Annotated in this window: 16 protein-coding genes; 2 read left to right on the top strand and 14 right to left on the bottom strand. The window is 44.4% G+C overall.

Annotated elements, in window-relative coordinates:
• Window positions 1-894 carry a class B sortase gene (gene srtB / locus KQI91_RS00605; RefSeq protein ID WP_330654406.1) on the bottom strand — a complete coding sequence of 298 codons (894 nt, stop codon included), beginning with the start codon at window positions 892-894 and terminating at the stop codon, window positions 1-3.
• A 241-nt stretch (window positions 895-1135) separates the two neighbouring features.
• Here srtB and KQI91_RS00600 point away from each other — a divergent pair, with 241 nt between their 5' ends.
• Window positions 1136-2368 (top strand): 6-phosphofructokinase, encoded by a 1233-nt coding sequence (locus KQI91_RS00600; protein ID WP_216390939.1) that lies wholly within the window; start codon window positions 1136-1138, stop codon window positions 2366-2368.
• A gap of 129 nt (window positions 2369-2497) precedes the next feature.
• Here the strand turns inward: KQI91_RS00600 and KQI91_RS00595 are convergent, their stop codons facing one another.
• The 8 genes from KQI91_RS00595 to KQI91_RS16010 form a co-directional block, all read right to left on the bottom strand.
• Window positions 2498-3895, bottom strand: a complete 1398-nt coding sequence (locus KQI91_RS00595) for a uracil-xanthine permease family protein (RefSeq protein WP_216390938.1) — start codon at window positions 3893-3895, stop codon at window positions 2498-2500.
• Between the two features lie 198 nt (window positions 3896-4093).
• Entirely contained in the window at window positions 4094-5782 is a 1689-nt protein-coding gene (locus tag KQI91_RS00590) for a S8 family peptidase (RefSeq protein WP_216390937.1), read from the bottom strand.
• A gap of 82 nt (window positions 5783-5864) precedes the next feature.
• Window positions 5865-6632 carry a prolipoprotein diacylglyceryl transferase gene (locus KQI91_RS00585; RefSeq protein WP_216390936.1) on the bottom strand — a complete coding sequence of 256 codons (768 nt, stop codon included), beginning with the start codon at window positions 6630-6632 and terminating at the stop codon, window positions 5865-5867.
• Window positions 6629-7447: an arginase family protein gene (locus KQI91_RS00580; RefSeq protein WP_216390935.1), complete on the bottom strand. Its 819-nt coding sequence runs from the start codon at window positions 7445-7447 to the stop codon at window positions 6629-6631. Before KQI91_RS00580 ends, KQI91_RS00585 begins: the two co-directional genes overlap by 4 nt.
• A 93-nt stretch (window positions 7448-7540) precedes the next feature.
• Entirely contained in the window at window positions 7541-8404 is an 864-nt protein-coding gene (fba, locus tag KQI91_RS00575) for a class II fructose-1,6-bisphosphate aldolase (protein WP_216390934.1), read from the bottom strand.
• Between the two features lie 123 nt (window positions 8405-8527).
• Window positions 8528-9310 (bottom strand): hypothetical protein, encoded by a 783-nt coding sequence (locus KQI91_RS00570; RefSeq protein ID WP_330654404.1) that lies wholly within the window; start codon window positions 9308-9310, stop codon window positions 8528-8530.
• Window positions 9307-10569 (bottom strand): DUF5716 family protein, encoded by a 1263-nt coding sequence (locus KQI91_RS00565; protein ID WP_216390933.1) that lies wholly within the window; start codon window positions 10567-10569, stop codon window positions 9307-9309. Before KQI91_RS00565 ends, KQI91_RS00570 begins: the two co-directional genes overlap by 4 nt.
• Window positions 10566-14111: a DUF5717 family protein gene (locus tag KQI91_RS16010; RefSeq protein WP_253288292.1), complete on the bottom strand. Its 3546-nt coding sequence runs from the start codon at window positions 14109-14111 to the stop codon at window positions 10566-10568. Before KQI91_RS16010 ends, KQI91_RS00565 begins: the two co-directional genes overlap by 4 nt.
• Before the next feature lie 263 nt (window positions 14112-14374).
• Between KQI91_RS16010 and sigK the strand changes: the two genes are divergently transcribed.
• The gene (gene sigK / locus KQI91_RS00555; protein WP_216390932.1) at window positions 14375-14992 is read left to right on the top strand and encodes an RNA polymerase sporulation sigma factor SigK; all 618 of its coding nucleotides are present in this window, start codon (window positions 14375-14377) and stop codon (window positions 14990-14992) included.
• An 11-nt stretch (window positions 14993-15003) separates the two neighbouring features.
• On the opposite strand, the gene KQI91_RS00550 is transcribed toward sigK, so the two are convergent.
• Genes KQI91_RS00550 through KQI91_RS00530 form a run of 5 tightly spaced genes read right to left on the bottom strand, consistent with a single transcriptional unit; the run spans window position 15004 to window position 19571 of the window.
• Entirely contained in the window at window positions 15004-16230 is a 1227-nt protein-coding gene (locus KQI91_RS00550) for a peptidase U32 family protein (protein ID WP_216390931.1), read from the bottom strand.
• Window positions 16227-16874 carry an O-methyltransferase gene (locus KQI91_RS00545; RefSeq protein WP_216390930.1) on the bottom strand — a complete coding sequence of 216 codons (648 nt, stop codon included), beginning with the start codon at window positions 16872-16874 and terminating at the stop codon, window positions 16227-16229. Before KQI91_RS00545 ends, KQI91_RS00550 begins: the two co-directional genes overlap by 4 nt.
• Window positions 16871-17272 carry an endolytic transglycosylase MltG gene (locus KQI91_RS00540; protein ID WP_216390929.1) on the bottom strand — a complete coding sequence of 134 codons (402 nt, stop codon included), beginning with the start codon at window positions 17270-17272 and terminating at the stop codon, window positions 16871-16873. Before KQI91_RS00540 ends, KQI91_RS00545 begins: the two co-directional genes overlap by 4 nt.
• Before the next feature lie 42 nt (window positions 17273-17314).
• Window positions 17315-17650, bottom strand: a complete 336-nt coding sequence (locus KQI91_RS00535) for a YlbF family regulator (protein ID WP_216390928.1) — start codon at window positions 17648-17650, stop codon at window positions 17315-17317.
• Window positions 17651-17654: 4 nt separating this feature from the next.
• The gene (locus KQI91_RS00530; protein ID WP_442860589.1) at window positions 17655-19571 is read right to left on the bottom strand and encodes a ribonuclease J; all 1917 of its coding nucleotides are present in this window, start codon (window positions 19569-19571) and stop codon (window positions 17655-17657) included.
• Window positions 19572-19639 lie beyond the last annotated feature (68 nt).

The raw sequence follows: 19639 nt of genomic DNA, 5'->3' as shown, positions 1-19639 counted from the left end.
TCATCCCTCCTGTATAGTTACCTCATCTACCGCTACCTCGCCACTGTTTGAATCTGCCGCAGTATCCGTTCCCGCGCTCTCCGCATCGATTCTTTTTCCCTGTACCACAAATCTGGTAGATTCATTTCCTGTACAGGTAGACAATGTGACGATTCTATCCTTGATAGTCAGCTCTGTATCGTCTGTTTTGATTTCTGAATATCCTTTGATTTTTTTCAGATACTCTTCAAACTCCGCTCCCGGTCCTTTGAACAGCGTGTAGGTATCACTGTTTACACCAGTCGTGTATGCAGATATGATCTCATACCGATAATTCTTCTCCGGTGTCAGGATCCAGAAATATTTATCGTTGTTATAAAGAGTCTGATCTTCGCTGAATTTTTTCAGATGACCAAACATGGAACCATTTTTCATATTGTGCCCGTATACCAGCGTGTTACAATCATTAAAATCGCTGCCGTTTTCGTAATCCACAAAAATCGTTCCGGCAAAATTATAGTTTTTTTCATAAGTACGGTGCAGATAAGTTTCATTATCCTTTCCCTGTACGATCGGATAGCTGATATCCGGAAGCGCATCCACATAGATCCATCCTATCACATCCTGATTGACACTTTTCAGCTTGTCAAAATCTACCTGGATCGGTGCCTTTGGCTGTGCATCCGGACCTGCCACTTCCGTACTGTCCGGATCCCGATCCGTGACTGCCATCTCCTCGATCGAATTGTATTCATCTGTTCCTTTTTTGTATTCCGTATAGATGTGAAACAGATTGTAGGCAGCATAAAGAAAAACTGCCACTGCAACGATCAGTGCTATCGTCAGAATCACATCACTTTTCTTTTTTTTCTTCTGTTCGGGCTGTTCCTGCGTACTGTTCTTGCTTTCTCCCATAATCATACTCCTTAACGTAGGTTATTCTTATGCCGGAAACACATCCCCCTCCAGTATGTACCTGCATTGTTTATATTATAGCATATCTCTCTGTGCTTGCGTAAACTAATAATTCCAGATTTTCACTATAATATCACTTTTCATAAAAAATGGCTAGGAGATTTTCAGCAGATATGATAAGATAGATTTATTATGTAACTGTTCGCAGTAACACATTATCCTTATCGGAGGTATAAAATCAATGACTAAAAAAAATCTTATCGTCGGCCAATCCGGCGGACCGACTGCAGTGATCAACAGCAGTCTTTACGGAGTAGTTTCAGAAGGTCTCGCTCATCCCGACGAAATTGAACATGTATATGGTATGGTAAATGGCATCGAAGGCTTCTTAAATGACCGTATTCTTGATTTCGAAGAGTCTCTTCCTGGTGAGCAGCTCAAAGGGCTTACCCATACTCCCGGCGCATACCTTGGTTCCTGCCGCTATAAACTCCCGGAATCTCTGGAAGATCCGGTCTATCCGGCACTTTTCCGTAAGTTTGAGGAGCTGAACATCGGCTGGTTCTTCTATATAGGCGGTAATGATTCCATGGATACTGTCAGCAAGCTTTCCCGTTATGCCGCAAGCATCGGAAGCACGATCCGCGTAATCGGTGAGCCAAAGACGATTGACAACGACCTTGTTCATACCGATCATACACCAGGTTTTGGAAGTGCAGCCAAATACGTTTCCTCTACCGTTCGCGAGATTACAACCGATGCCAATGTCTATGAAAAAAAATCTGTAACGATCATCGAGATCATGGGCCGTCATGCCGGATGGCTGACGGCTGCCAGCGCACTTGCCCGTAAATATGACGGAGACAATCCTCTGTTCATCTATCTCCCGGAAGTTGCTTTTGATCAGGAGGTTTTTCTCACCGATCTGGAAAAAGCATTTGAGAAGAACTGCAATCTGATCGTATGTGTTTCTGAGGGAATCCACGATGCAGATGGTACCTTTATCTGTGAATATGACAGTTCCGTAGGAACCGATACTTTCGGTCACAAAATGCTTGCCGGCTGCGGCAAATATCTGGAGAATCTGGTTCGCAGCCGTCTCGGTGTCAAAGCACGTTCTGTCGAACTGAATGTCAGCCAGCGATGCTCTGCTACCCTGATTTCTGCCACAGACCAGCAGGAGGCGATCACCGCCGGACGATTTGGTGTACAGGCTGCCCTGAATGGAGAAACAGGCAAAATGGTATCCTTTATCCGCCAGAGCGATGCTGATGGAAATTACCAGATGACCTGCGGTCTGGAAGATGTCAATACAATCTGTAATGAAGAAAAGACGGTTCCGATCACATGGATCACTCCTGATGGACACGATGTAACAGAAGAATTTATCCGCTATGCACGTCCGCTCATTCAGGGAAATATCGAAGTTCCGCTTGGCAAAGACGGCTTGCCGGAATTTGTATACCGCAAATAAAAGCAGCGTATATCCTATATTCCTATATAAAAAAGACAGAAATGCCTCTCTCCTTCAATAAAGGTAGAGTATTCATTTCTGTCTTTTTATGTATAATTCAGTCTTTCTTATTTTGATTCATCTTTCCGATCACTGATGATCAAATTCCTCATGATCTTTCCTGATCTTTTTCTTTACCCTTTTTATCAGTTTCTCTTCTGCCTTCTGTTCATCGCGACTCTTCGGCAGGATGATATTCAGGACAACTGCGATCAGAGTTGCCAGAACAACCGGGGATTTTCCAAAAATCGTAGTTACCCAGTCCGGGAAGCTTGCAAGGGCTGCAGATGCCTGAGATACTCCGACACCGATTGCGGCTGCAAGTCCGACGATGGAAGAGTTTCTGTAATCCATCTCAGCAGATGCAACCAGTTTCATACCTGTCATTGCGATAGATGCAAATACAGATACGGTAGCTCCACCAAGTACACACTGTGGAATCGTAGTAAGCAATGCAGAAAACTTCGGCACGATTCCTGCTACACCTAAGATGACTGCTGCAAGTCCAAGTACCCAGCGGTTGATAACTTTTGTAGTCGTTACAATACCAACATTCTGGCTGTATGTAGCGGTCGGAAGGCCTCCGAACAATGCACCAATGACGTTTGTCACACCATAAGCCATGATACCATTCTGCAGTTCTTTATCTTCCGGGACTCTGTCCATCGCTCCGATCGTTGTCGCAGAATAGTCACCGATTGCCTGCACAGAGTTGATAGCAAATAACAGTCCGATTGCAACACATGCAGAGATTTCGAAATGGATACCGAAATACATAAACTGTGGAAGTTGGAATACTTTCGCCTCACCCACGCTTGCAAGATTGACCATCCCAAACGGAATGGATACCACGTAACCTACGATAATACCAATCAGGATAGAGGCAAGTTTCAGGATACCTTTTCCGAAGTGATTCAGTGCTGTAACAACGGCCAGAGTCAGAAATGCTACCAGCCAGTTCTGCCAGGAGCCATAATCCGGGTTGCTGGTTCCGCCTGCCATATAGTTGATGGCTGTCGGATACAGGGAAAGACCAATCGTAAATACAACCGTTCCTGTGATCAGAGGCGGGAAAAATACGCGGATCTTTTTCACCAGTATTCCCATGATAAATGCCACGATACCACCTACGATCTGGGCGCCCAGAATCGTACTGATTCCGTATCCTTCAGCAATTGCCTGCATGCTTGGCACATAGGCAAAACTTACTCCCATGATCATCGGAAGTCCGGAGCCCAGCGTAAATCCGTTCTTCTTTCCGATTGGGAAGAGCTGGATCAAAGTTGATAATGCCGAAACAACGAGTGATGCCTGAATCAGGATAACTCGGTCTTTTGCACTTAACCCATTTCCGCCAACTGCACCGGCTACAATAATTGCCGGGGTCACACATCCCACGATCATAGCAACTACATGCTGCAATGCCAGCGGAAGTGCTTCCTGAAATTTAGGAATGCCATTCAGCTCAAAAATACTTCCTCTTTTCATTTTTCCTCCTGACTGGATTCCAATCATACATCCTCTTTTGTACATTGAAAATCCCCTGACTGTAATTGTTTTAACAGTCTTATTTTTCTTGTAATTATAACAAATTTAAGGATCAAAAACAATTCGTAAGCCTTAAAATCTTTGCCGTCATAGATACTAAATTTTACTGCTCTTTTTTGTATATTTTTTCTCAACAGACTACGTCAGCAGCTCGAACGTATGGTACAGATCCACACGCCCATATCCCCACTCCGGATTGGGGTATGTAAGACCTGTATCCCGGACCGCGCCTCTGCTGAGGTAATGTTTTACGCTGTTGCCGGTAAAGTATGGTTCATTTCCACGGATGAGTGACCATTCAAACAGAAGCGCGGCGATTCCGGCTGTCTGGGCGGCCGCAAGGCTGGTTCCCGTGGCAGGGGCAAATTCCCGTCCCGGTTCCACAGAAGCAGTCCGTATTCCTACACCCGGTGCTGCAAAATCCGGTTTCACCACATTTTCTGTATTATATCCCCGACTTGCCTGAATATACAGACTGTTATCCCGATACTGATAGGCTGTGACCGTCATTGCATCCCTGGCATCACCAGGAGATGTGATCGTAAACTCCGGCGATGGCTGCAAAAAATATGTATCGTCTGAAATCATACCCCTGACCGGAAGCCACATATGAAACCGGCTTTCTCCCGGCATTCTTTCTTCGATCAGGAATTTCCATATTCCCGGTGCCGGGTGCATAAAACGGATAAAGATCAACGTATTCCCTGTTCTTCTTTCTATCGGAACATAATTGACCAGCACCTTCGTTTCTACAAATACAAAGGACAGTTCCTGTGTACTGTTTTTTAAAGAGGTGCTGACTGACAGCTGTTCCCCCGTCGGAGACTGAATCATCATAGAATAAGCGCCTGGAGAATTCCCCCAGAATTCTGTCATAAATCCTCTGGTGCTCTCTTTTTCTCCAACACGCAGCTCTACCGTATCCTCTGTCAGATTCTGACTGAACTCTTTCAGATAATGATGTCTGGCCGTTCCTTCATTTCCTGCCGGAACGGAAACCGCATTCTGTGTAAAGGCTGCAATGCTGTTGATATATTCATTCAAAGGGCCCTCTCCCTGGTGTGCTCCCATACTGGTACCAAGGCCAATACAGATGGACAGTGGCATCTGCTGTTCCCGGGCAACGTCCAGCACATAAGAAATTGCCAGCATAATGTCATCTTCCTGAAAAATATCCGTTTCCTGCGACAGCAGATAAAAATCACGAAGATATTTCTTCGCCTGCTTCAATTTGACGATCACAAGTTCTGCCTCTGGTGCCGCGCCTGAAAATCCTTCTTTTTCGATACGGTATCCGGCCGCCGTCGCAGCACTTCGGGTTCCATGACCATTCGTATCATTGGACGGAACGATCTCCCATGGATTCTCGGCCGCAAGCGCCTGCTCAATCTGTGCCCGGGTAAATTCCCTGCCAAACGGAATCCTTCCATCCGGCTCCCCTTCCAGTTCCTGATCCCAGATGCTTAAAATCTTACTCTGCGTGCCATTGTGAAAAGCCGGATGCAGGTAGTCGATTCCCGAATCGATCACCGCAACCAGGGTTCCTCTTCCCTGCAGCTTCAGATACGGATGTCCATGAAGTCTTGTCACCCCTGACGCGCTCAATGCCCCTGTATCCATATACGTATAGCACCTGGGAATCGAGGAATAGGAATAACTGCTGAGCTCCAGTTCCGGTATCTCCTGCATTGGTACATACAGGATGCCAAACAGATCATTTACGATCTGAAAATTTTCATCCGATTCATACGGAAATCCGCCATGTGTATTCTGTTTATAACGAATGATAAAATTCTCATACTGCTGATTCTGTGCCGGTACACTCATCACCATCACGCCCCGGTCATTTCCGTCTTCCCTATTAACCTATGGGCGCAGACTATTCTTTATACTGTTAAAATCAACTTCATCAATCTGCATTTACTTTCTTCTGTTTTGTCCTGAGTACCAGCATCAGTATTCCTGCCACCAGAATAAACAGACTGATAAACTGCGAAGTAGAGAATGTTCCCACACTTCCACGGATCAGATCACCCCGGAAGAACTCCATAATAAACCTTCCGATACTATAAAAGATCAGATAACACGCCGCCACCTGTCCATCTTTCTTCTGATGACGTGCAATATATAAAAGCAGCAAGAAATGCAGAAAATCTAACATACTGGAATAAATCTGCGTCGGTACCAGTGCAACATGATTCGGTGCAAAATCTGAATTCTGAAAAGTAATGGAAAATATGCCCTCCGTCTCTTTTCCATAACAGCAGCCCGCCAGCAGGCAGCCGATTCTTCCAAATCCCTGTGCAAGTGCCACAGAAGGCATTACCAGATCAAAATATTTCCAGAAATCTGTTTTCTTGATACAACAGTAAAGCCAGCCGGAAAAAATACCTCCGATGATTCCCCCGTACACAACAAATCCATCCGAAATCGTATCCAGAATATAGTGCGGATCCTGTACGATACTCTTCCATTCTGTAATCCAGAATAAAAGTTTCGCACAGAGCAGTCCTCCCAGCAGACACCAGATCACAAGCGAAAACACATGATCCCGATTCAGTTTCTGTTTGACCGCGCGGTAATCTGTAACGATCCAGGCTGCGATCACTCCAAGAGCAATCATGAATCCATATCCGTATACAGTCAATGGGCCTATGGTGAACAGTTCATTTCTCATCTATCCTGTCTCCTCTCCAGAATCTGCCGAAGGCATTTTCTCCATAATTGCAGAATTTCCTGATTTGCCCGATCATTCAAAACATCATTTTCACAGGCATCCGGATCACATTCCCCGCAGATGTCCATCCCAATGACCGGCTGCTGTCTCAGAATAATTTCCAGAAAACATTTCAGCTCCCCTAATGTCATATCCCCCTGACTCCAGGTTGTAACCGCATCTTCTGCACACAGTACATCTTTATCCACAGAAACATACAATGGCAGATCTGTACACAGTTCTTCAAAAAATATACTTTTTTCTTTCCATGTCATCATCTTTAACTGCTCTCTGGATAAAAACTGTACTTTTTCCCGAAACTGTGGTTCCACCTGTGCAAAAGCATCTTCATCTGGTCCGATAAGCACAACCTGTTTCAGCATCGGCAATTCTTCCAGCGAAGCCGCAATCCATCCACCGCAGGATAACAGTCCTCCAAAAGCCGGCAGCTGCATATCTGTATGATTATCAAAAACAAGAAGTCGAAAAGGTTTCTGGACTTTTTCTATCCACAGGCGGCTGACATAATGATAGTTTCCAGAATCAATAAAATGAATTCCCTCACCGTTATATGGCTGCAGAGCTTTCATCATTTTTTCCTTTGCCTCTCCATCACAATAACAGTTACTTCCCGGCAGATCCTGTACCTCCACCCAGGATATCTCCTCCTGCACCTCGGCAGGGTTCCGGTAAAACTGTTGATTTTTGTAGATTCCCGAAAAATTCATGATCACTGTTTCATTTTGTTTTTTGTTTTGAATTTCTTTTTTCGCCATAGTGACATCTTACCATGAAACCACAAAAAAAGGAACCGGTGTCCAAAACACCGATCCCTTTTGATCGTTTTTCGTTCAGATATTCTGTAAATCTCAGGCTTTTCCAACAGATCCGAACAGTTCCATTTTTTCTTTAACAGTTGCTTTGATTGCTTCTGTTCCAGGAGCAAGAAGTTTACGTGGGTCAAATCCTTTGCCCTGCTCGTCCTTGCCTTCTTCGATATATTTACGTGTAGCTGCTGCAAATGCAAGCTGGCACTCTGTATTTACGTTGATCTTGGATACACCAAGGTCGATTGCTTTTTTGATCATGTCTGCCGGGATACCTGTACCACCGTGAAGTACGAGCGGCATATCTCCTGTCAGCTGCTGGATTGCATCCAGTGTCTCAAAGCTCAGTCCCTGCCAGTTAGCCGGATATTTACCATGAATGTTACCGATACCTGCTGCAAGGAAGTCGATACCAAGGTCAGCAACCATCTTGCATTCCTTAGGATCTGCACATTCACCCATACCTACAACACCATCTTCTTCTCCACCGATAGAACCAACTTCTGCTTCCAGAGACATTCCGTTTTCTGCAACGATCTTAACCAGTTCTTTTGTTTTTGCTACGTTCTCTTCGATCGGATAATGGGAACCATCAAACATGATAGATGTGAAGCCTGCTTCTACGCATTTCAGGCATCCTTCATAGCTGCCGTGATCCAGGTGAAGAGCAACTGGAACTGTGATGTTCAGTTCTTCCATCATTCCCTTAACCATACCAACGACTGTTTTATAACCTGTCATGTATTTTCCTGCACCTTCGGATACACCAAGGATTACCGGTGAGCTGAGTTCCTGTGCAGTAAGCAGGATTGCTTTTGTCCACTCAAGGTTGTTAATGTTGAACTGACCAACTGCATAATGACCAGCTTTTGCTTTTTTCAACATTTCTGAAGCGTTTACTAACATGATAAATTCCTCCTAATCTTTTTGGGCGGTATGACCACACCAAATTATATGTCTAGTTTAACAGATTAACTCTGTTTCGTCCAGCATTATCGTACAAAAAAACTGTATACATTGTGATTTATTTCACGATCCTGTACTTCGATGATATTCGCGGGTCAGTCTGTTCAGCACAGCATCCATATTTTTTTCATCGATCGGAATCTCCGGAATCTGTGAAAATGCTTTCAGTCTGTCCCGGATGTTTTGCAGAACTTCTTTTTCCGCTCCAAGAGATTTCGCCATTTTTTCATACTCGCCCGGAGTTCTCGTAAGCCCGAAAACAATCAGATATGCCTCCAGAGACACACGGCTCCGACTGCCCTCATAAGCTCTGCGAAAACAATCCAGTGCTTTTTCCATCTGAAACAGATAGCTGTATGCACAACCCAGATTATGATACACGCATTCTGTCAGTCCCTCTCTGAACTCCTCCAGATTACCCTTTTCCAGAAGCTCCCGATAAACCTGTATCGCATGTACATACATATCATTTTCCATCAGAGCATCTGCCTTTTGTTTATCCCTTATAGCCTCCGGCTCTGCATTCAGCTTTTGCAGACGTACATTAAGACTTTTCAGTTCTTCATAAGTAAGATAATTGATCTCTTTGAAGATCGGATACAGAATTTCCTCCGTGCAGACCGCACCACCAAGTTTTGCATGAAGTTTTGATGCCAGTGCCGGAAGCTCCAGTTCCATCTGGATCCATACACACAGATCTTCATTGATGACAGATGTATCAACCAGATACAGGTTATGATACAGATAATAACAAAGTTCTTCTATAGAATAAATATTCATGCTGATATTTTCGATAAAATATGGCAGTTCTGCTCTTTTTGTCTGACACAGTATATATCCACTCACTTGATTCCCTCCTGCCATCTGGTTGTTTCTTTCCATTCTTTTCCACTTGCCGGAAACAGCTCTCCAAATCCCAGATCTTTTACCGTGATCTGACACTCCGTCTGAGAAATGTACTGCAGTGACACACCCAGTCTTGTTGTTTTTTCCGGTCTGTCCGGAAGTCCCGGCAGTGCCATGGCAATTCTTTTTTTGCCATTTTCTCCAACTGTATCTACTACAAAAATCAGTTCCTTTGTATGATCCAGGATCAATTCTACATACGCACTGCTCTCATACCAGTTCCTTCCTGACTCGATCAGAGGATAATATGCCGGTGTTCCCATCACCCGCATATCCATTCCCACATCTGACAATACCATCGCGCTGCTCATATAACGATACTCTTTCAGCTTATGACGGATAAAACGTTCTGCTCCCGCTCCGCATGCACCTCTGGCAAACAGATTATTACCATAATATGCCTTTCGCCGCTGATAGCAGAGCAGTTTCACAGATTTCGTCGCCCACTCCTGATCAAACCCGTCTCCACTAATCTGAATGCTGGAATACAGTTCTTTGCCTAACGTACTTTTGATAAAGGTATAAAAATCCGCATCTCGTGCCTCTGGTTCTTCACTCAGTGTCGTCTCAACCGGCTCCTCCAGCTGTACCAGGATTGGTCTGCTGCCTGCATTCATGCTCATCCTGCGGAACTTTACATGATTCTGTGTAAAACTATACCATGCCACACTGCGATTCCATGTCTCATTTTTCTGCGTCATGGCATAATAGAAGAAACTCTCTTCATAATCCATCAGCATACAATGTGTTTCCGGTATCCCCAGCTCCCGGCACGCTCTCTGCAGATTCTCTACCTGTACGGAGTCCAGTCTTTCCATTGCAATAGAAAGACAGCGCGTATTCTTTTCCACATCAGCAACGCCAAGCATCCTGAGCATCCCCCGAAGAAACTGTGCGAGCAGTTCCCAGGGCTGTTTTTGTTCTCCTGCAATTGATACGGTATCTCTGGAAGCAGAAATCGTGTAAAGATCTCCTGCCAGAACTCCGCCTTTTTCCCTTGCAAAATACTCTGCCTCCAGTCCTACACAGTAATCCTTCTGTTCCGTACGAAAACACAGACAGGTCGGCATTTCAAACTGACTGCTTCCTACTTTTACCGGAAGAGAGCGGGGTTCTTCTGCCTTGCGATCGTAATAGCAAATCTGAGAATATTTTTTTCCAAAATCAATTCCAATTATCAAATCTCTTGTTTCGTTCATTTTCCGCTTTCCTTCTCTATGGTAAACATGTTTTTGACATACTGTTCCTGTCTTACATAGTCTTTCAGAGCATCCAGACTTTCTGCTTTTTTGTCCAGTTTTCTGGCAGAAAGAATCTGATTCAGCATCTGATATTTGCTGCCAGATGTACCCTCGATCTTTTTCATTGTCACAACCCGTTCTTTGGTCTTATGAACACTCTCTTCCTCATCGATTTGGAAATAATACTGCAGTGTCTCACCATAAAACAAGGTAAATGTTCTCACAAAAATCCCATAATAACTGTCTTTAAGAGGTTCACATTTGTACTCTGCTTCTGTCCCGAGACCAGTATCCAGCTTGTAAAACAGCGTAACTCGTGTCCCCGGTTTTGCATGATATTCTACAAAAGTTTTATCGTCCAGCTGATATGGACTCAGAAGTTCCGGCGACAGTTTCCTGAAAAAGGCAAATTTGAGATTTCTTCTCGCACATTCTTCCAGAATACTCTGTGCAATTCCTACATATTCCGGTTTTGGATCTTTCTCTCTGGAAATTTCTTTCAGAAGTGCAAGCCTGCAGATCATATTAACCGGCCATTTACTGGTAAATGCATATTCCAGCCTGCTTCTCACAAATGCACTCATCGTATATTCTTTTACAAAAGTGCCATAAGCCACCTGTGTAAGATATGCCCCTATGATACGCTCTTTGCCGGACTGCTTTACGTAAGATTCCAGAACTGCTTCGCCTTCTTTGCGATAATCAGAAGCAAAGATAAGGAGGCTCAGGATCCGCTCTTCCAGCTCATACGTATCCATTTCAAATCCTTTTGCACTCTTCCAGATGGAAAGAAGCTCCTCGATCGGACCATAACGATATTGCATCAGATAATGCAAGATCACTTCATCGTATTTGCCATTTCTGTAAACCTCTGATGCCAGTGCCAGAAGTTCATCGTCTTCTGCCATATCACTCTTGAGTATCATCCGACTGGTCAGTTTCAAAAGGCTGCTCAGATCCAGTCCCTCATACCCAGCTTCTTCTACGATCACCATAGCCTGACGGAACATCCTTCTGGAAATCAGGATCTGCAGAAGTGCAGTACGATTCACCTGTGCATACTGACGATAATCCATTTTTTTGAGATAACTGTCGATTTTTTCACTATGTACATTCTGTACATAAAAATCAAGAATCTGTTTGCGCACAGCATTTCTGTATTCTTTGGTACATTCCGGAGACTCTGCCAGGATCTGGAAATATCCCAGATTTTCTTCATTTAGTTTCACAGATTCACAATAATGCAGAAGCAGGCCTGTTTCTCTCACTCCCAGTTTCAGAAGTTCTCCTGCTGTTTTTTCTTCCTCCATAAGTCTGGTAATGTTATATGGAACTGTAGAAGCATATCTGCGCTGTCTGTCATCCTGAAACAAGATCACGGCATCGTCTGTATAAAGTCTCGGATAAGCGATCCCATTGTTACACGGATACACATCTTCTCTCTTTAGCTGGCTGTGGCATACGATCACATTCCGGATTTTTTTGTCATCACAGTACAGGCGGTGTGCGAACAGCATCGGTGCAACTTCTTCGCTGTCTTCCCTGCTCAGTGGCTCGGACAGAAATTCCTGATAGATAACAGCATAATTTTCATCGATCTGCCCGTCTCTGATCTTACGATGCGCAAAACGTTCCATACATTCTTTGTAGTTTTCGTATGTATTTGGATCTTTTTCTTTGTATGCGATCACACTTGCATACACATATGCCTTGCGTGCGTCGCCCAGAGAATTATCATTATATGCAAAATACAGAAGCAGCGGTCTCGGAAGCTGACGTCTGTATGTAATATCCATCGTCTCAACGTAATACTCAAATAACCGGGTAATACGCAGGCCACGATTGACTGCCTCTGAAAACCACTGGAAATAAATGGGCTTCCGTGGATCTCCCTTCATAATATACTTACAGATTGCTTCCAGAACATCGTCTGATGGAAATTTTTCATATCCGGCCTTTAATGCACGGTACAGACTTCCACAGAATCTCTTTTCATATCCGGAAAGATATGCCAGACGCATGACCAGTTCTTCCGTAAGGAGCCCATGCCGGCCTGCATAACAGAATACCTGGATCCAGAATGGTGTCAGTCTGTGAAGAAGATTCATATCTTCCCTTACCATTTTCCATGCTTCCAGATAAAGAAGCGGACTGGTACAGCCTCTCTCAAAAAGTTCCTCCATCATAAACAGGATCCTGGACGGTGAATTCTTGTACGTGCTGTCCAGCTGAAGCAGCAGCCACAAAAGCTGAAAACTGTCTGCTTTTTGTCTGTAAAAATTCTGTAGTTTCCAGACTGCCTGCCCTTTATCTTTGTACAATCCGGTTATCGTACAGAGATATAGATAGATTCCTGCCTGTTCCAGTTCTTCTCTGCCGAATTCTCTTCCATGATAATTGCTGAGTATCTGAATCGCTAACTCATCATTTCCCTTCTGATGAGCCAGATATGCTTCATAAAACTGATAATCTGGACACACATTTTCGTATTCTTTCAGTTGTCTCAAAATGAAGCCTGTACGATCCAGCCATGTTGCAAACTCTGTCTTTCCTGCTCTGTAATCCGCAAAATCTCTGACAAGCGCCAGACGATATTTTTTTTCTTCTTTCCGTCCATCTCCGCGATTCTGCGGGCTGGCTGAAGCTGTCACATGATAGACAAGCTCCTGATACGGTGTCTTTACAAGAATCTCTCCAAGCTGATTGCCTTTTTTGAGTCTATCTGCATGGATCACATAATTAATTCTCAGACTGCTTCCAATGAATTCCTCATCTGTGTACACCGGATGTTCCGCTTCCAGAAACTCACCTCGTGTTTCTACTTCAAGATGAAGATGTCCCCATCCGTTTTTCTGTATTTCAAAAGATTCCTGTATGGATTCTGTAACATTGTAAAATTCGGTCCCTGTTGTCTTCAGTGCAACAGAAACAGCTTCTTTTTCTTTGATGCTGATCAGAAATTCTTCCAGATTCTGATATGTCACCGGATGTCCGGACAAGCCCGCGTACAGTGCTTTTTGCCGGTTATCTGCATTTTCCATCACTGCCGCAAAGGATGGTTTTGTAAAAAGGTGATATGCCTCCCGGAAATTATCTCTGGCAATTTCCCTGAAAGTCTCCATATTGCTGATCTCTCTGCCTGCACGCTGCAGTTCTTCTTTTACCGCTTCGATCACAAAGGGAATCTTGTACTCTCCCACACTGGAAGTCACACAGAGCCAGCCTTTGCAGATATCTCCAGGATTCATGCCGGTAGCATCCACTCCATACGGAAGACGCACAGTCGTTCCCGAAAAACGGCTGCTGCCCGGTACAAATCTACGGTTTGAAGAAGTAATGTAGCCCTGAATCCTGTCATTATTTTCTGTTCCCAGATACAACTCTCCCTGCACAGTCGTTCCGGCTTCCAGAGTAATATCCAGCCTTCTTTTGGAAAAAAGCAATTCCGGCTGGTCATATTCAAATTTTCCACTGAGTATCTGTTCAATCTTTTTTTTCAATATGTTTCACCTGATTATCCTTGAAATTGTATTTTGCTCATATAAAATTTATTATACACTACATTGAAATGATACGCAACAAAACTCCCTGTTTCGATTAATTCAGACCTTTTCCTCCCCAAAAGGTCTCTCACCTTTTCTGATTTAACTGCAAATCATATACCAGATATATTTTTTTGCAATCCTTTTTTACTTATCTTGGAAAAGCACAGGAACCCTGTCCGGGACATAAACTATATAGAAACCCCTTTCGAGGTGGATATTTGAAAACTTTTCTGAAACCTTTGACATCTGCAGAGGAACGGCTCTGCCTCAAACGCTGCCAGGAAGGGGATCCGGATGCCAAACGTATTCTCATCGAACGCAACCTCCGGCTGGTCGCACATGTTGCAAAGAAATATCAGGGAACAGGCGAAGATCTGGAAGATCTGATTTCAATCGGCACGATCGGCCTGATCAAAGCAATTTCCACGTTTAATGCAGAACGCTCTGCCAGACTTTCCACTTATGCCGCACGCTGTATTGACAACGAACTTCTGATGATGCTGCGTGCCAAAAAGAAATATTCCCGTGAAGTTTCACTTTATGAACCCATCGGAACTGACAAAGAAGGGAACGAGATCAGCCTTCTGGATATCATCGAAAGTCCTCCGGTCGATATCGTGGAAGAATATTCCACCCAGGAAGATATCCGGCTTCTGATGACTTCCATAAAAGATCTGCTGTCTCCAAAGGAATATCAGGTGATCTGCTGCCGCTATGGTCTGTTCCAGACTCCGGAACTCACCCAGCGTGAAATCGCGGAACAGCTCCACATCAGCCGTTCTTACGTCTCTCGTATTGAAAAAAATGCATTAAAAAAGATGCGGACCTTATTTTAGGTCCGCACCTTTTATGCTTCTGATCTTCTGAGAAGATCGTATTTCTCCACTTCTGTTCCGAGATCAACCGCAAGCTTCTGTTGCGGATGTGGTGCACTCTCGACAGAATTTCCATCTTCATCGTAGATTGCCTTCACTGCAGCTTCGATATTTCTTCCATCTGGCTTCATGATCTCAATGGTTTCACCTACAGTAAACTTATTTCTCTGGGTAATATGCGCGAAACCGTTTTCATCCACTTCCTCCGCATATCCAAGATAAGTATATTCCTTAACGTAGGTATTATTATCATAAATCTGGGTATTCTCATCTGGTTTCCCGTAGAAGAATCCGGTTGTAAACTGGCGGTAGGTACAGTTTGAGATCTGTTCCTGATACCAGGACATGTTTGCCTTGTATTTCTCCGGTGATTCCAGATAATCGTCGATTGCCTTGCGGTAGGTTCTTGCAACAGTCGCTACATAGAGTGCAGTTTTCATACGTCCCTCGATCTTAAGGCTGTCAATACCGCTGTTCAGGACATCATCCATGTGCTCTACCATACACAGATCCTTGGAGTTAAAGATGTAGGTTCCTCTCTCATTTTCAAAGACCGGCATATACTCACCAGGACGCTTTTCTTCGACGATAGAATACTTCCAACGGCATGGATGTGTGCATGCTCCCTGATTGGCATCTCTTCCCACCAGATAATTACTGAGCAGGCAGCGTCCGGAATAAGAAATGCACATTGCTCCATGGACAAAAGTTTCTATTTCCATGTCCTCCGGGATATTCGCACGGATCTCCTGAATTTCTTTCAATGAAAGTTCTCGTGCTGTTACAACACGCTTCGCTCCGAGGCGATACCAGAAACGGTATGTCTCATAATTTGTATTGTTTGCCTGCGTGCTGATATGGCATTCAATCTCCGGACAGATTTCCCGGGCATAAGTAAAGATACCCGGATCTGCAATGATCAGTGCATCTGGTTTCAGTTCTTTCAGTTCCTGAAGATATTCACGAACTCCCGGCAGATCTCCATTATGTGCCAGAATATTTACGGTCACATAGACTTTTACACCATGTTCATGCGCAAATGCGATTCCCTCTGCCATATCTTCATGGGAAAAGTTTTTTGCTTTTGCTCGAAGCCCAAAAGCTTCGCCGCCGATATATACTGCATCTGCACCGAATACAACCGCAATCTTGAGCACTTCAAGGCTGCTTGCCGGCACCAGCAATTCAATTTTTCTCATAGTTCCTCCTTCACGCTCAGAGACACACCGTCTCCCAGTGGGATAATACTCGTCGTAAGCTGTGGATGATGTTTCAGTTCAAAGAGATATTCTCTCATACGTTTATAGATAGTCCTGTTCCTGCGTTCCACAAGATAATGCGACTCAATCAGCTCGCCTTCCTGCAGAACATTATCAGACATCAGCACTCCTCCCGGTGCAAGCAGCCTCACCACGTCCGGAAGCCAGTGAATATACTGTCCCTTCGCGGCATCCATAAAAATGAGATCATATGGCCCAGAAAGCTCTTTGAGAATTGCACCTGCATCTCCCTCCAAAAAAGTGATCTGCGATTCTCTGCCTGCTCTGCGGAAATTTTCCTTTGCAATCGGGATTCTTTTTTCATAATTTTCTATCGTTGTAATGTGCAGATCCTCTCGCCCGTATTCGCACATAAGAAGTGTGGAGAAGCCTACGGCTGTCCCCACCTCCAGAATCTGCTGTGGTTTTTTTATTGCCAGCAGCGTCTTAATAAAGCTCTGCATTTCTTTGCGTACGATCGGCACATCATCCGCCAGAGCTGAACGCTCCAATTCATCAAGAAATGGTGTATTACCCGCATCCAGCGAATTAATAAATGTCCGCATTCTTTCTTCTACGATCACGAAGAAGCTCCTTCCTGCTCGGCATCTCCTGCCAGAATTCCCATAATTCTGGTCGGAGTATAAGCAGTACTCAGAAGATACGTACCTGGTTTCATCTTGCCACTGTAATTGGAAAGTTTCTCCTGTACCCAGAACACAAGTGTGTTCTCAATCAGGCCTTTGCTCTTCAGTGTTTTTGCGATATCATAGCTGGAAGCATCTTCTTTGATCACAACCGTTACTTCCTGCCCCTCTCCCGGGCTCATTGGCTGCTGATTAAAAATATCATATCCAAACTGATAGGTAACCTTACCGATCCAGATCACCAGAACAGCTACACATACATATAATGCCACCTTAAAAAATCCTCCGGCAACAACCACTCCGGCTGCTCCGATCCGGTCTTTCGTGTCTCCCATATCTGCTCCTTTCTGTATCCTCTCTGCAAGTCACAGACTCTGCTACACCTGAGGAATCTTAATATCAATTCCCTCCGTCAGAGTCCTGCAGATCTGCTGCATCATTCTGCAAAGTGCCAGTTCTGCATCCAGATAGGCATTCACTTCCGGATTCCTGCGCAGCTCTGCCGACTCTCGTGCAAGCTGCTCTGCATCCTGCAGTAAATTACCCCGTTCTTCATTCTGAAGGCGAAAGTTATCTGCCCTGAAGCGAAGCACGCGCTCTGCCAGTTCCGGGTTCTTTTCCAGAAGTGCCTCCTGTTTTTTAAACGTCTTATACACCTCGCTCTTCTGAATCGAATTCAGAAGGAGATGAATATTCCTGTTTACTGTGTCCATCTGTTTATGCCTCCATAATGATCGGAAGGATCATCGGACTTCTCTTGGTTCTCTTCCAGAGGAATTCGCTGAGTGCATCTTTTACTGTATTCTTGATCTTGCCCCAGTCTGTAATGTTACGTTCCAGACAGGAATCCAGTGCATTTTCCACAACTTCTTTTGCGTCTTCCATCAGATCCTCTGATTCTCTTACATAGACAAATCCTCTGGATACAATATCCGGTCCGGCAAGAACCACATTGCTGTGGCGCTCCAGTGTCATAACCACGATCATAATACCGTCCTCTGACAGATGCTGACGGTCACGCAGTACGATATTTCCAACGTCGCCGACACCAAGACCGTCTACAAAGATTGCGCCTGTCTGCACAGAGCCAGTCACTGCCGCACTGTTGGCATCCAGCTCAAGTACATTTCCGGAAGCCAGGATAAAAATATTTTCCTTTGGAATTCCAAGATCTTCCACAACATGTTTCTGTGCTGTCAGATGTCTGTATTCTCCATGCACCGGAATCGCATACTTCGGTTTGACCAGAGAATAGATCAGTTTGATTTCTTCCTGGCAGGCATGTCCGGATACATGAACATCCTGGAAAATAACCTTTGCACCCTTCATGGACAGTTCATTGATAACCTTGGAAACAGCTTTTTCATTTCCAGGGATCGGGTTGGAGCTGAAGATGATAGTATCATTCGGTTTGATCGTAATTTTCTTATGAATATTGGCTGCCATTCTGGAAAGTGCTGCCATAGACTCTCCCTGGCTTCCTGTTGTGATCAGGACTACTTTTTCATCCGGATAATTCTTCACCTGATCAATCTCAATCAGCGTATTTTCCGGAATTCGAAGATATCCAAGCTCAGAAGCAACGGAAATGATGTTTACCATGCTTCGTCCTTCTACTGCTACTTTACGTCCAAATCTGTATGCTGTATCAATGATCTGCTGTACACGGTCTACATTGGATGCAAATGTCGCAATGATGATTCGTGCTGTCTTATGCTCATTGAACAGATTATCAAATACACGCCCTACCGTGCGCTCAGACATGGTAAATCCCGGGCGTTCTGCATTTGTACTGTCACACATCAGTGCAAGTACGCCTTTCTTGCCGATCTCCGCAAAACGCTGCAGATCGATCGCATCTCCAAATACCGGTGTATAATCTACTTTGAAGTCACCGGTATGGACAACGATTCCTGCCGGAGAGTAGATTGCCAGTGCCGAAGCATCCTGAATACTGTGGTTCGTCTTGATAAACTCAATAGAAAAATCTCCAAGATTAATGACCTGTCCATGTTTTACTTCTTTGAGCTTCGTGGAACGCACAAGGTTGTGTTCCTTAAGTTTGTTTGTGATCAGGCCAAGTGTCAGTTTCGTGGAATAGATTGGTACATTCACTTCTTTTAACACGTAAGGAAGCGCACCGATATGGTCCTCATGCCCGTGAGTGATCACAAATCCCTTGACCTTGGAAATATTTTCTTTTAAATAAGTAACATCCGGAATTACCAGATCGATTCCCAGCATATCATCTTCCGGGAAAGAAAGTCCGCAGTCTACGACCACGATGCTGTCTTCATACTCGAAAGCTGTGATATTCATTCCGATCTGTTCCAGTCCGCCCAGTGGAATGATCTTCAGTTTGGATGCGCCTTTGCGTCCACGGCGTGCATTGCTTCTGAACTGCGGTTTTGCTGTATTTCTGGACGCTGCCGGATATTGCTGTTTTGCGGTGTTTTCTTTGGTCACAGCTGTTTCTGTTTTTTCTGTGCGTCTGTTATTCGTACGCTGCTGTTTATAACGGAAATTACGCTGTTTTGCCATTGGTTTCTTTGTATTATTATGATCAGCAGGTTTTCTGTCACGATTGCTGTATCTTCTTGTTTTTTCTTTATATTCTTTCTGACCGTCTCTCATTTTTGTTTCACTATTTTCGCTCAATCAAGCACCTCCATATTCTGTGCAATCAAACATTTGCGCACACC

Source organism: Blautia sp. MSJ-19, assembly GCF_018918125.1.
Lineage (GTDB): Bacteria > Bacillota > Clostridia > Lachnospirales > Lachnospiraceae > Blautia_A.
This window is presented reverse-complemented; position numbering and strand designations above follow the sequence as displayed.

Excerpts from the sequence above, each read along its gene's own strand:
- srtB (WP_330654406.1), bottom strand. The coding sequence starts at position 894 with ATGGGAGAAAGCAAGAACAGTACGCAGGAACAGCCCGAACAGAAGAAA.
- KQI91_RS00600 (WP_216390939.1), top strand. The coding sequence starts at position 1,136 with ATGACTAAAAAAAATCTTATCGTCGGCCAATCCGGCGGACCGACTGCA.
- KQI91_RS00595 (WP_216390938.1), bottom strand. The coding sequence starts at position 3,895 with ATGAAAAGAGGAAGTATTTTTGAGCTGAATGGCATTCCTAAATTTCAG.
- KQI91_RS00590 (WP_216390937.1), bottom strand. The coding sequence starts at position 5,782 with ATGAGTGTACCGGCACAGAATCAGCAGTATGAGAATTTTATCATTCGT.
- KQI91_RS00585 (WP_216390936.1), bottom strand. The coding sequence starts at position 6,632 with ATGAGAAATGAACTGTTCACCATAGGCCCATTGACTGTATACGGATAT.
- KQI91_RS00580 (WP_216390935.1), bottom strand. The coding sequence starts at position 7,447 with ATGGCGAAAAAAGAAATTCAAAACAAAAAACAAAATGAAACAGTGATC.
- fba (WP_216390934.1), bottom strand. The coding sequence starts at position 8,404 with ATGTTAGTAAACGCTTCAGAAATGTTGAAAAAAGCAAAAGCTGGTCAT.
- KQI91_RS00565 (WP_216390933.1), bottom strand. The coding sequence starts at position 10,569 with ATGAACGAAACAAGAGATTTGATAATTGGAATTGATTTTGGAAAAAAA.
- KQI91_RS00550 (WP_216390931.1), bottom strand. The coding sequence starts at position 16,230 with ATGAGAAAAATTGAATTGCTGGTGCCGGCAAGCAGCCTTGAAGTGCTC.
- KQI91_RS00540 (WP_216390929.1), bottom strand. The coding sequence starts at position 17,272 with ATGGGAGACACGAAAGACCGGATCGGAGCAGCCGGAGTGGTTGTTGCC.
- KQI91_RS00535 (WP_216390928.1), bottom strand. The coding sequence starts at position 17,650 with ATGGACACAGTAAACAGGAATATTCATCTCCTTCTGAATTCGATTCAG.
- KQI91_RS00530 (WP_442860589.1), bottom strand. The coding sequence starts at position 19,571 with ATGAGAGACGGTCAGAAAGAATATAAAGAAAAAACAAGAAGATACAGC.